General features: G+C 67.4%; 10 protein-coding genes. 5 read left to right on the forward strand and 5 right to left on the reverse strand.

Annotated elements, in window-relative coordinates:
• Window positions 1-184: 184 nt before the first annotated feature.
• The 3 genes from ACNFH5_RS11515 to ACNFH5_RS11525 form a co-directional block, all read right to left on the reverse strand.
• A complete protein-coding gene (locus ACNFH5_RS11515) occupies window positions 185-556 on the reverse strand; it encodes a translation initiation factor Sui1 (RefSeq protein ID WP_416746069.1) in 372 nt (123 codons plus the stop codon).
• A 309-nt stretch (window positions 557-865) separates the two neighbouring features.
• Window positions 866-1,405 (reverse strand): NUDIX hydrolase, encoded by a 540-nt coding sequence (locus ACNFH5_RS11520; RefSeq protein ID WP_416746071.1) that lies wholly within the window; start codon window positions 1,403-1,405, stop codon window positions 866-868.
• 3 nt (window positions 1,406-1,408) lie between these two features.
• Entirely contained in the window at window positions 1,409-2,473 is a 1,065-nt protein-coding gene (locus ACNFH5_RS11525; protein WP_416746073.1) for a DUF2333 family protein, read from the reverse strand.
• 288 nt (window positions 2,474-2,761) lie between these two features.
• Between ACNFH5_RS11525 and ACNFH5_RS11530 the strand changes: the two genes are divergently transcribed.
• Window positions 2,762-4,372, forward strand: coding sequence for a diguanylate cyclase (locus ACNFH5_RS11530; protein WP_416746075.1), 1,611 nt, complete (start codon window positions 2,762-2,764; stop codon window positions 4,370-4,372).
• A gap of 1,513 nt (window positions 4,373-5,885) precedes the next feature.
• On the forward strand, window positions 5,886-6,473 hold the full coding sequence (locus tag ACNFH5_RS11535) for a methyl-accepting chemotaxis protein (protein ID WP_416746449.1): 588 nt from the start codon (window positions 5,886-5,888) through the stop codon (window positions 6,471-6,473).
• Between the two features lie 95 nt (window positions 6,474-6,568).
• Here ACNFH5_RS11535 and hrpB read toward each other — a convergent pair whose 3' ends face one another.
• The gene (gene hrpB / locus ACNFH5_RS11540; RefSeq protein WP_416746077.1) at window positions 6,569-9,100 is read right to left on the reverse strand and encodes an ATP-dependent helicase HrpB; all 2,532 of its coding nucleotides are present in this window, start codon (window positions 9,098-9,100) and stop codon (window positions 6,569-6,571) included.
• A gap of 193 nt (window positions 9,101-9,293) precedes the next feature.
• Between hrpB and ACNFH5_RS11545 the strand changes: the two genes are divergently transcribed.
• Genes ACNFH5_RS11545 through ACNFH5_RS11555 form a run of 3 tightly spaced genes read left to right on the forward strand, consistent with a single transcriptional unit; the run spans window position 9,294 to window position 11,120 of the window.
• On the forward strand, window positions 9,294-9,710 hold the full coding sequence (locus tag ACNFH5_RS11545) for a polyribonucleotide nucleotidyltransferase (protein WP_138520148.1): 417 nt from the start codon (window positions 9,294-9,296) through the stop codon (window positions 9,708-9,710).
• A 1-nt stretch (window position 9,711) separates the two neighbouring features.
• Window positions 9,712-10,224: a DinB family protein gene (locus ACNFH5_RS11550; protein ID WP_045215008.1), complete on the forward strand. Its 513-nt coding sequence runs from the start codon at window positions 9,712-9,714 to the stop codon at window positions 10,222-10,224.
• On the forward strand, window positions 10,224-11,120 hold the full coding sequence (locus tag ACNFH5_RS11555) for a cation diffusion facilitator family transporter (protein WP_416746080.1): 897 nt from the start codon (window positions 10,224-10,226) through the stop codon (window positions 11,118-11,120). The genes ACNFH5_RS11550 and ACNFH5_RS11555 overlap by 1 nt, the downstream gene beginning before the upstream one ends.
• Before the next feature lie 6 nt (window positions 11,121-11,126).
• On the opposite strand, the gene ACNFH5_RS11560 is transcribed toward ACNFH5_RS11555, so the two are convergent.
• Window positions 11,127-12,257: a DUF6515 family protein gene (locus tag ACNFH5_RS11560; RefSeq protein ID WP_416746081.1), complete on the reverse strand. Its 1,131-nt coding sequence runs from the start codon at window positions 12,255-12,257 to the stop codon at window positions 11,127-11,129.
• Between the last annotated feature and the right edge of the window lie 379 nt (window positions 12,258-12,636).

The following is a 12,636-nucleotide window of genomic DNA, read 5'->3' on the forward strand; positions in this document are numbered from 1 at the left end:
GCCGGGCCTCGTGACGTTGCCGTGTTGACCGCCGGTATTGGCGGTAAGTTTAGGAAAATCCGACGACACGCCCAGGGCGCGCCGATAAATCTCCCATCTAGGGAAAGGGCTTGCCGGCGAAGCGCTCGCTGCGCATCGCCTGGAACCCCTTCTCTGCAGAGGAGAATCGTTCGGGAGAGACGGCTCAGCCGCCGGATTTCTTCGCCTTGAGGCCGCGCTTGGTCAGCTCTTCGAGCAGCAGGTCGACGTGGTCGCCCTGGATCTCGATGACGCCGTCCTTCAACGCGCCACCCGTACCGCAACGCTTCTTCAGCGCGGTGGCCAGGTCCTTGAGCGCATCGGCCGCCAACGGCACGCCGGTCACCGTGGTCACGGTCTTGCCGCCGCGGCCCTTGGTTTCCCGACGCACGCGAGCGATGCCATCGCCGGCCGGAATCTCGGCCTGCTTGCAGATGCACGCGCCAATGGGCTGATTGCAGTCCGGGCAGTGCCGGCCGGAATCAGTGGAATAGACGAGCCCGCCGAGGGCGGACAGGGAGGATGCTTTCTTGACCACCGGGCTTATCCCCAGGATTGGCCTCTTCGGGCCAGGTCAACGAATGGCCGGCAGGCGCCGACCGCGACGCCCCACTCAGGCAGGGGCTGCGCAATTCCCGGCGGAGGACCCTGCCGGAAAGGTCGCGCAATTTAGCAGCATTGGAGGCAAATGCTAAGACCGAAAATGCGTCATTGATCGGCGGTTTGGCGACATGGGCAATCCAGCCGGAGTCCTGGGGTGCCTGTAGGAGCGAGCTTGCTCGCGAACAAACCCCGCAGCGGGGCCCAGTTCGCGAGCAAGCTCGCTCCTACAAAAAGCAACCCGACGTCAGAAACTGACCAGGTACTTGCGCAACGCCGCCAGCGAATCCGGGCAGTAGGGCGTGCCCGCCTTGGCCTCGGCCAGCGCCTGGTGCGGGTCGATGAACTTCGCTTCCAGCACCTCTTCGGGCTGCAAAATCAGCGGCGCATCGGAAACCGCGGAGAACACCGCGCACCACAAGCGGTTGTCCGGCTGGTCGAAGAAGAAGGTGCCGTGGGTGCGCAATTCCACCCCGGCGATGCCCAACTCTTCTTCCAGCTCGCGAGCGGCGGACTCGGCATAGCTTTCATCGGCCTGCACCATGCCGCCGGCTGCCGGGTCCCAGTAGCCGGGGTAGACCGCCTTGCTCAGCGTGCGCCGGTGCACGCACAGCTCACCGGCGGAGTTGAACAGCAGGATGAAGGTGCCCCGGCCAATCAGCCCGCGCGCGCGCAACTCGGCGCGCGGCAGGCTGCCCAGCAGTTGGTCGTCGTCGTCGACCCAGGCAATCTTCTCGGCGTCCGAAGCCGCCCGGTGGGCGGCCTCCTTGCGGCTGATGCCTTCCATGGATCAGCCCTGGGCCAGCAACTGACGCAGGTCGATGATCGCGGCGTTGGCGCGGGAGATGTAGTTGGCCATCACCAGCGAGTGGTTGGCCAGCACGCCGAAACCGCTGCCGTTGAGGACCATCGGGCTCCACAGCGGCGCCTCGGCGGCCTCCAGCTCGCGGATGATCTGGCGCACGCTGACGGTGGCGTTCTTCTTCGCCAGCACGTCGGCGAAGTCCACCTCGATGGCGCGCAGGATGTGCGACAGCGCCCAGGCCTGGCCACGGGCTTCATAGAACACGTTGTCGATCTGCATCCAGGGGGTTTCCTGGACCACTTCCTCGACTTCCGGCGCCTGGCCCGGCGCGACCGGCTGCATCGGCGTGATGTTGGTGTTCAGCTTGACCCGGCCGACGCTGGCCGAGAGACGCTGGGACAGCGAGCCCAGGCGGGTGGAAACGTCACCCAGCCAGTTGTTCAGGCTGTCGGCGCGGGCATAGAACTGCGCGCCGGCCGGATCGGCGGAGAGACGGGCGAGGTAGCGGTCCAGGGACTTGATCCCTTCGGCGTATTCCGACTCGGAGGACGGCAGGGCCCAACTCTTGTTGTCGAAGTTGAAACGCGGCTCGGCGCGCGCCAGGTCGGCGTCCTCGGTGGACTGCGACTGGGAGCGGGCGAAGTCCTTGCGCAGCGCGCGCGACAGGTCGCGCACCTGGACCAGGGCGCCGTATTCCCAGCTGGGCATGTTGTCCAGCCAGACGCCCGGCGGGAAGATGTCGTTGGACAGGTAGCCGCCCGGCTTGTTGAGGATAGTGGCGACCACTTCCTTGAGGGTTTCCACGGTGGTGTAGCCCACGACCATCTGGCGGCCGGCGCGCTCGGCGGCGGCCTGGGCGTTCTGCTGCACGGGGAAGAGGTCCGGCTCCTGGCTCCAGTACCAGCCGATCACCCCGCAGACCACCAGGTAGGCGCCCAGCAGGCCGCCCAGTACGCGGCCCAGCCAGGGGCCGCCGAAGTAGGCGCGTGCATTGTCTACCGTGTCATCCACGCGATCACGCACGGAGCCGCGTTTCTTCCAGTTCCACATGGCAAGTTCCTTGATGTCCCGAATTCGAAGATAGCTTGGACCCACAACCGGCCCCAGGGTGCCGGGATCTTAGGCCCCACTGCGCAAGCATGCCGCATGCAGGCGGATCAGCGCAGCCTACCCTGCGCATGGTGCTAGGTAATGGTGCGAATTACAAAGCCTCGGATGTTTGACCGAAGGCACTGTTATTGCCACCAAGGATTGGTAGCATAGGGCCATCACTGTGTATCACGGCGGAAACATATTCGCCCCGCAGGCCGCCGGTACGGCTCTATAAAGAAGCGCGCGATGACCGAGCTCGACGATCCATCCCTCGACCGCCTCAAGCATCACTTCGCCCAGCGGGTGATCCACCAGGCCCGTCACCTGCTGGAAGTCTGGCAGCGCCTGTCGCGCTCGGAATGGAACAGCGCGGGAATGGCCGAGCTGGCCGAAGCCTGCCTGCGCCTGCAGCGCTACGCCGAACGCTTCGAACAGGCCGAGCACGCCGATCTCGCCAAGGCCATCGACCAGTGCCTGCGCGCCGTACAGGGCAACCGCGGACGCCTCTCCAGCGAGCTGATCACCGAACTCAACCGCCTGATGCAGCGCCTGTCGCGAACCGGCCTGCGCCATGGCGACCAGTTCGAGCACACCCACCTGCCGCCGCTGCGCAAGCCGGTGTACCTGGCCCTGCAGGACCTGGAACGCGCCGAGCGACTGGCTCAGCAGCTGGAATTCTTCGGCATGGCCGCGCAGCCCTGCGAACACGCCAATGCCTTCCGCGCCGCCATGGCCGAGCGCCATCCGGCGGCCATCGTGATGGAGATCGATTTTGCCAACGGCCAGGGTCTCGCGCTGGCCGATGAAGTGCAGGCTGGCCTCAAGCAGAAGCTGCCGGTGCTGTTCTTCAGCCACGAAGAGACCGATACCCCGACCCGTCTGGCCGCTGCCCGTGCCGGCGGCCAGGACTTCTTCAGCGGCGCGCTGGACGCCTCCGGCCTGCTGGAGAAGATCGAGACGCTGACCCGCGTGGCCCATTACGAGCCGTTCCGCGTGCTGATCGTCGACGACTCCCGCGCCCAGGCAGCGCACACCGAGATGGTGCTCAACAGCGCCGGCATCGTCACCCGCGCGCTCACCGCACCGCTGTCGGTGATGGCCGAGCTGGCCGAGTTCCAGCCGGACCTGATCATCCTCGACATGTACATGCCCGAATGCCTGGGCACCGAGCTGGCCAAGGTGATCCGCCAGCACGAGCGCTATGTCAGCGTGCCGATCATCTACCTGTCCGCCGAGGACGACCTGGACAAACAGCTCGACGCCATGAGCGAAGGCGGTGATGACTTCCTCACCAAGCCGATCAAGCCGCGCCACCTGATCGCCACCGTGCGCAACCGCGCCGCCCGCGCGCGCAGCCTGAAGGCGCGTATGGTGCGCGACAGCCTCACCGGCCTGTACAACCACACCCATACCTTGCAACTGCTCGACGACGCCCGCTTCCGCGCCCGCCGCGAAGAACGCCCGCTGACCTTCGCGATGCTCGACATCGACCACTTCAAGCGGGTCAACGACACCTATGGTCACCCCATGGGCGACCGGGTGATCAAGAGCCTGGCGCTGTTCCTCAAGCAGCGCCTGCGCAAGACCGATCACATCGGCCGTTATGGCGGCGAGGAGTTCGCCGTGGTGCTGCCGGACACCGACGCCGACTCCGCGCGCAAGGTGCTGGAGGAAATCCGCCAGCGTTTCGCCGAGATCCACTACCCGGCGCAGCCCCATGACCTGTCCTGCACCTTCAGCTGCGGCATCGCCGAGCTGGGCGCAGAGATGGACATCAAGACCCTCGCCAAGCAGGCCGACGAAGCGCTCTACACCGCCAAACACGGCGGCCGCAACCGCGTCGAGGTCTACAAGTAACACCCGCCACCGGTCTGGCGCGGGCTCTGCCGCGCCATTTTCCGACCGAATGCTGGCACCGTGTCATCAGCCAGTAACGAAACTGCAATAGGTTCAGGGCTCGCCGTTTTTTCGCTGTCGGTCGAGACCTGCCATGCGCCTCAAGCTGCTCACCAACCTCAATACCTTCCTGCTCCTGCTCGTCTGCCTCGCGCTGGGCACCACCCTGTGGTGGTCGCAACGCGCGCTGGAACGCCCCTTCACGCTGATGGACCGCTACCTGGAACTCTCCCAGGGCTTCGAGCGCAAGGTGGCGCAGAACATCCAGGCGTACCTCGCCAGCGGCGACGCGCTCAAGCAGAAGGCCGCCCAGCAGGGGCTGGATGAACTGACCCGGGAGCTGCCGCACCTGCCGGACAGCCTCAGCCAATTGCTTGGCCAGAGCCTCGACGAACTGCGCCAGTTCAGCGGCAACCAACTGCTCGCCGCCGGCAAGCTGGCCGGTGATCCGCAAGGCCTGCTGCTGCAGGCCGAGCGTGACCTGCTGGCGGCACTGGACCAGCTCGGCGCCTACGCCGACGCGAGCCAGAACCCCGCCGCCGCCGAATACCGCACCCCGCTGTTGCAGGCCGGCCTGCACCTGACGCGCCTGGCCCACGCCCGCGCCAAGCTGGTGGAAAGCGGCAACCCGGCGCTGGCCGACGATATCCAGCGTGAGCTGGAAACCCTGCGCCAGTTGGCCCAGCGCATCGACGCCCTGCCGCTGCTCGGTGTACTGGAGCAACAGGCCTCCGCCTCCGATGACTTCGCCGCGATGATGGGCCTGGCATCCCAGCCGGCCGCCGAGGCACAGAGCGAGGATCGCGGCGTCACCCTCAAGCGTGACCTCGCCAGCGTGTTGCGCCGCTATCCGGACGAACTCGACCGCACCCGCCAACTGATCGCCCAGCGCCAGCAACTGGCCAACGCCACTGCCCAGCGCCTGGGCGCCGTGCAGCAGGCCCTGGCGACCCTGGAGCCGCAGGTGCGCGAGGAGCGCTCGAAGATCCAGACGCAAGTACGCATCATCCAGGGTGCGCTGATCGCCCTGATCCTCGCCACCGCGCTGCTCATCGATACCCTGCAACGCCGCCTGGCGCGCGTGCTCGGCCTACTGGTCCCAGCGCTCTCCACCTGGGCGCGCGGTGACTTCAACCAGCCCATCGCGCTGAACACCCGCACCCGCGACCTGGTGGAACTGCAGGAATCGCTGAACCGACTGCGCGACTTCCTCGGCACCCTGGTCGGCACCATCCACCAGCGCGCCGAGGAAGTAGCCGGCAGCAGCCGCGCGCTGGCCGAATTGAGCGGCGGCCTGCATGCCGGCGCCGAGCGCCAGGCCAGCGATACCGGAGAAATCCGCGATGCGCTGGGCCACATGGAAGCGGCCATCCAGCAGGTGGCCGGCGACGCCAGCCAGGCTGCTTCGGCCAGCCACGCCGCCGGCATGGCCGTCGAGCAGGGTCAGCAGGTGATCGGCAACAGCCTGAACGGTATGCGCGCGCTGGTGGACGAGGTGCAGAGCAACGCACAGGCCATCGAGAACCTTGCCGAGGAATCGGCCACCATCGGCAATGTACTGGGAGTGATCCGCTCCATCGCCGAACAGACCAACCTGTTGGCACTCAACGCCGCCATCGAGGCTGCACGCGCCGGCGAGCAAGGTCGCGGTTTTGCGGTCGTCGCCGAGGAAGTGCGCTCGCTGGCCCTGCGCACCGCCGGCGCCACCGAGGAAATCCAGCAGCTCACCGCGCGCCTGCAGCAGGCCGCGCGGCAATCGGTGGAAGCGATGCGCAGCCAGGTCGAGCACGCGGAAGTCACCGCCACCCAGGCCGGCGCCGCCGAGGGCGCGCTGGACGAGGTGGTCGGCGCCATCCGCACCATCGCCAGCATGGCAGAGCGCATCGCCGAAAGCTCCGCCCAGCAGAGCGGTGCGGTCAGCGAGATCCGCTCGCACAGCGAACGCATCCATGAACTGGGCAGCCAGAACCTGCGCCTGATCGGCCAGGGCCGCAGCCAGGGCGAGCAGTTGCAGGAGCTGGGCGGCGCGTTGCATACCGCGGTGCGGGCCTTCCGCGTCTGATGCCGTGGCGCTTCAAGCGCTGACGAAACCCGCCATGCAAAGTGGCCGAGGATCGGCGCGAGGGAAGCGAGGCGTAATCCACCGCCGCGCCTGCCTTACCCCTTGCGCGGCTTCGCCCGTGCCGTCGGCTCGGCGATCAGCGGGTCATCCGGCCAGTAGTGTTTCGGATAACGACCCTTGAGGTCCTTCTTCACCTCGGCATAGGTGCTGCGCCAGAAGTTGGCCAGGTCCTGGGTCACCTGCACCGGGCGCTGTGCCGGGGACAGCAGGTGCAGCTTCACCGCCAACCGGCTGCCGGCAATGCGCGGGGTATCGGCCAAGCCGAACAGCTCCTGCAGACGAACGGCAAGCACCGGCGGAAGCTCGCTGTAGTCCAGGCGGATGCTGGAACCGGACGGCACCTGCAGCGTGCGCGGCGCCAGCTCGTCCAGACGTTGCGGCAATGGCCAGGGCAGCACTGCATGGAGAATCCCGCTCAGCTCCAGATTGGCGAAGTGCGACAGTCGCGAAACCTTGCCCAGGTACGGCAACAGCCAGTCCTCCAGCGAAGCCAGCAGCGCGGCGTCGCTGACGTCCGGCCACTCGCTCTCGCCCTTGCTCTCCAGGTCCAGCCTGCGCAGCAAGGCAATGCGCGCCTGCCACTGGCGCAGCTCCGGCGTCCACGGCAGCAGTTCGAGACCCTTGCGGCGCACCACCCCGAGCAGCGCACAGCTGCGGGCCTCGGCATCGAGGTTGGGCAACGCCTCGGTGGATAGCACCAGCTCGCCGACCTTGCGCTGACGCTCGGCGCGCAGCACGCCTTCGCGCTCGTCCCACTCCAGCTCATCGTGGACGCTGACCTGCTCGGCCAGGATCGTCTCGAACAGCGCCGGCTCCAGCGCCGCCGCCAGGTAGATGCGCTCCTCGCGCTGGCCCTGGCGGCTGCCGAGGTCGGCGATGACCAGCCAGGTCTCCTTCATCAGCGCATCCGGCTCGCCGAACAGAGCGGCGCGGCCGTTGGCCAGGCGGTACTCGCCACCGCCTGCACGGCGCTGTCGGGCGATGCGGTCCGGGTAGGCGAAGGCCAGCAGCCCGCCCAGCCAGCGCGGATGATCGGGATCGGCGACCGGCTCGCGAGCCGGGCCACGCAGGTAGCCCTTGAACTGCCGCGCCAGCTGGCGAACGCGCTGCACTGCACCACGGCTGGCGCGCGGACCGTTCTGCTCGCCAGCCAGCAAGGCGATGCGGTGATGCAGGTCGGCGTCGTTGCTGCGCAGGATGTCGCGCTCGCCCAGCAAAGCGGCCAGATCACAGGCCAGTTGCCCCAACCCCAGCGCATGGCCGCGCAGCAGCAGATGGGCGATCCGCGGGTGCGCCGGCACCTCGGCCATGGCCTGGCCGTGGGGCGTGAGGCTGCCGCCACCGGCGCGGAAGGCCAGCGCGCCGAGGCGTTCCAGCAGGTCCTGGGCCTGCGCATAGGCGGCGGCGGGCGGCAGGTCGAGCCAGACCAGTTCCTGTGGCGCGACACCCCAGCGCGCCAGTTGCAAGGCAAGGCCAGCCAGATCGGCCTGGAGAATTTCCGCCGCGCCATAGGCCGGCAACTGATCGTGCTGGGCCTCGGACCACAGGCGGTAACAGGCGCCCGGCTCCAGGCGCCCGGCACGGCCGGCGCGCTGGGTGGCGGAGGCGCGGGAAATGCGCTGGGTGTCGAGACGGGTCATGCCGCTGCCCGGATCGAAACGCGGCACCCGCGCCAGGCCGGCGTCCACCACGACGCGCACGCCGTCGATGGTCAGGCTGGTCTCGGCGATATTGGTCGCCAGCACCACCTTGCGCTTGCCCGCCGGCGCGGGCTCGATGGCGGCGCGCTGGGCGTCCAGTTCGAGCTCGCCATGCAGCGGGCAGATAAGGATGTCAGCGCGACCGGCCAGTGCCTCGCCCAGTTGTTCGGCGACGCGGCGAATCTCCGCCTGGCCGGGCAGGAACACCAGCAGGCTGCCGGACTCGTCGGCCAGTGCCTGCTGTACCGTCTGCAGCACGCGCGGCTCGATGAATTCGCCGGCCTGCCACGGCCGCCCCCAGCGGATGTCCACCGGGAACATGCGGCCCTCGCTGCGCACCACCGGTGCGTCGTCCAGCAGCGCGGACAGGCGCTCGCCCTCCAGCGTGGCGGACATCACCAGTACCTTCAGGGGCGGCTCGTCGCGCAGCAGCGCACGTCCGTTGAGAGTCAGCGCCAGCGCCAGGTCGGCATCCAGGGAGCGCTCGTGGAATTCGTCGAAGATCACCAGTCCCACGCCTTCCAAGGCCGGGTCGTCCTGCAGGCGGCGGGCGAGAATGCCCTCGGTGACCACTTCGATGCGCGTCTTCGGCCCCACCTTGCTGTCCAGGCGGATGCGGTAGCCGACGGTCTCGCCAACCTTTTCACCCAACTCCGCGGCCAGCCTTTCGGCGGCGGCGCGGGCAGCCAGCCGGCGCGGCTCCAGCATCAGGATCGACTGCCCGCCCAGCCACGTCTCGCCCAGCAGCGCCAGCGGCACGCGGGTGGTCTTGCCGGCGCCGGGCGGCGCTTCCAGCACCACCTCGTGGCGCGCGGCCAGTGCCTGGCGCAGGGCGGGTAGGACGCTGTCGATGGGAAGGGCGTTCATGCCGGCTCCTGGAACTCGAATTTCATAAGGCGGTAACCCGGAATACGCGGGGGGCGGCGATTATAACGGGCGAACCGCGATGCCAACTCGGCAGTCATAGAAGCAACGAGAACGCTGGCTAGTGCGAAACTGCCAGCAGCCGTTCAGGACTCGTTGTTATAGTTGTCCGCATCATCCTCCCGGAGGTTTTTTCATGCGTCTTGCCACCCGAGTGTCCTGTGCCGTTCTGAGCGCCGCGCTGTTCAGCCAACTGACCGCCTGCGGCACCCTGTTCTACCCCGATCGTCGCGGTCAGATCGACGGCCGCATCGACCCGGCCGTCGCCGCCCTGGACGCCGTCGGACTGTTGTTCTACGTCATCCCGGGCCTGATTGCCTTCGGCGTAGACTTCGCCACCGGCGCGATCTACCTGCCCGACGAGAAGTACTCGGTCGCACCGGAGAAGCTCAAGGATGCCGTGAGTGAAGACGGCACCGTGGACAAGGCTAAACTCAAGGCGATCCTCGAGCGTGAAACCGGCCGCAGCCTGCCCCTGGACGACCCGCGTCTGCTCCAGCGCAGCGGCAGCCTCCAACAACTCGCCAGCCTGGGCCTGCGCCCGGAGGCCTGATATGCACGGCGCTCTCGCTTCACACCTGCAACAACTCCTGGCGTACCACCAGTGGGCCTACGAACGCATCCTGGAGGCCGTCGCGCCACTGGATGAAGAGGCCTACCGCGCACCGCGCGGGCTGTTCTTCGGCAGCCTGCACGGCACCCTCAACCACCTCGCGGTGGTCGATCGCATCTGGTTCGCCCGTGTGCAGCGAGAGCCCTGGCAGTTCGAACGGCTCGACGCCGAGGCCGCGCCCGATCGCGCCGGCCTCGCCGATTTCCTCAATGACGGTGTCGGTGCCTGGCGCCTGTGGCTGAGCAAGCAGAGCGACGCCACCCTCGGCACCCAGCTGGACTACCGCAACATGGCCGGGCAGGAACACCGCCAGAGCCTGGCGAACATCGTCCAGCACCTGGTCAACCACGGCACCCACCACCGCGGGCAGATGAGCGCCGCGCTCACCGCGCTGGGCCAGAAGGCGCCGCTGCTGGACTACATCTACTTCCTGCCCAACCGCCTGGACACCTGATGCTCAAGCACGCCAGCCACGCCCACCTGATGCGGCTGGCGACCTTCGCGTCGCTCGGCGTCGCCACCACCCTGATCGTCGCCAAGGCCATCGCCTGGTGGCTCAGCGGCTCGGTCAGCCTGCTCGCCGGCCTCACCGACTCGCTGCTCGACGGCGCCGCGTCGTTCCTCAACCTGCTGGCAGTGCACTACGCCATCCGCCCGGCGGACGACGACCACCGTTACGGCCATGGCAAGGCGGAATCCCTCTCGGGGCTGGCGCAGGCGCTGTTCATCGCGGTCAGCGCCGTGCTGGTCGGGGCCCAGGCCATCGACCGCCTGCAACATCCCGAGCCGGTGGAAGCCGCAGGCTGGGGCATCGCGGTGATGATCCTGTCCCTGGCACTCACCGCCTGCCTGCTGATGGTGCAGGGCTATGTAGTGAAGATCACCGGCTCCAATGCCATCCGCGCCGATTCCCTGCACTACCGCTCGGACCTGCTGCTCAACAGCAGCATCCTGGTCGCCCTGGTGCTGGCGAACTTCGGCTGGCAGCAGATGGATGCGATCTTCGGCCTGGGCATCGCCTTCTACATCCTCTGGAGTTCGTTCCAGATTGCCAAGGAGTCGGTGGCGGTACTGATGGATGAAGAGCTGCCTCCGGATGTCAGCACGCGCATGCTCGAACTGGTGCAGGCAGTACCCGGCGTGCTTGGCGCCCACGACCTGCGCACGCGGATTTCCGGCACGCATTGGTTCGTCCAGTTGCACCTGGAGCTGCCCGGCTCACTGACGCTGCTCAAGGCGCATCAGCTATGCGACGAGGCGGTGCTGGCGATCCACAAGGAATTCCCGCGGGCCGAGGTGCTGGTGCACGCCGACCCGCAGGAAGTGGTGGGTAAAGAGACGATCAGTTAGCGAGCATCAGTTGACGCTGTAGCCACGCCCGCTCAGGCAGGCCCCCAGGGCGCGGCGGTAGTTGTCGGCAACGTAGTCCGGTGGCGCGTAACTCGCCAGGGCCGGGTCGAAACCGCTCTGGTCGGCAGCCCAACGGTGGCATTCGTAGCGATCGCGTGCCTGCTGGTCGGGGTTCTGGTTATACATCGGATACGCCATCACGTCGTACGCCGACTGCGCCACGCTGGCGACCTGCTGCTGGGGCGGCGCCACCACTTCGTAATCCTGCGAACTGGCTTGCCAGAGGTAATACGTGCCGGCCGCGAGGAAGTAGCCGATGCTGCCAATCCACACCTGCTCGGCGTAGGACGGCAGGTAGCGAACGCGTACGCCGTAGGGTGGCGTCACCACCACATAGCGCGAACCGTAGGGGCGATACCAGTAGCCGTCGTTGAAGTAGTAATCGCTGCCGCGATAGGGCACGCGGTAACGCCCGCTCGGCATGCTGGTTACCACGTAGCCGGGCCGCCAATAGGACGGGTGCGGGCCCCAGTTGCCATGGGAAGGTGGGCGAGCCTGCCAGCCCGCCGACGGCGGACGAGAACCGCCCTGCCAGCCGGGCTTGCCGTGATCATTGCCCTGCCAATGTGAGCTGCTCATGCTGCCGGTGGGACGCCCTTGCCAGGAGTGGTCGTCGCTGCCGGACGGACGCCCTGCCCCCTGCCCAGCATTGTTGCCTGGCGGACGCCCCTGCCACTGGCCACCGTTGTTGCCCTGGCCATGGCCTTGCCACTGCCCGCCATTGCTACCCTGCCACTGACCACCGTTGTTGCCCTGCCCGTGGCCTTGCCACTGACCGCCATTGCCACCCTGCGGACGCCCCTGCCACTGGCCACCGCTATTGCCCTGGCCGTGGCCCTGCCACTGCCCGCCATTGCCACCCTGCGGCCGCCCCTGCCACTGGCCACCGTTGTTGCCCTGGCCGTGGCCTTGCCACTGACCGCCGTTGTTGCCCTGCGGACGCCCCTGGGACTGACCGCCGCCACCATTGGCGGACGGATGGCCCTGCATATCGGGCCCGTCGGCCGCCAGCACCTGGGTCGCGATGGCCAGCGAAAGGACAGCGAACGAGGCGAACTGCCCAATGCCCGACTTCATTCTTTCCTCACTTCGGCAATGGCCGAGAACAGTGATATGACATTGCCATAGACCACGGCGCGAAGCAGGAATTGCGGGGCGTTGAGTAAAGTCAGGGTAAAGATGGCGGAGGTAAATCACAGGCAAGAAAAAAGGGAGGCTCGTCAGCCTCCCTTTGTGGAATCTCGTCCTGCTCGTCGCTGTTGGCGCCGGCTCACCTCGCTCCGCCTTCTGGGCAGTGCGTAGCCCGGTGGCCGGCGCGATCCTGTGGGGTCGGCGGGCCGCGAAGCGCCTGATTGGGCGGATCGCAGGGGGACGTGATGTCCGGGCTGTGAATCTGGAAGAAATAGTACGGCGACAGAGCAAGGAAATGATTGCTAAGATTGCTCATACAGGCACC

The sequence above is a fragment of the Pseudomonas sp. NY15435 genome (assembly GCF_048068295.1).
GTDB lineage: Bacteria > Pseudomonadota > Gammaproteobacteria > Pseudomonadales > Pseudomonadaceae > Pseudomonas.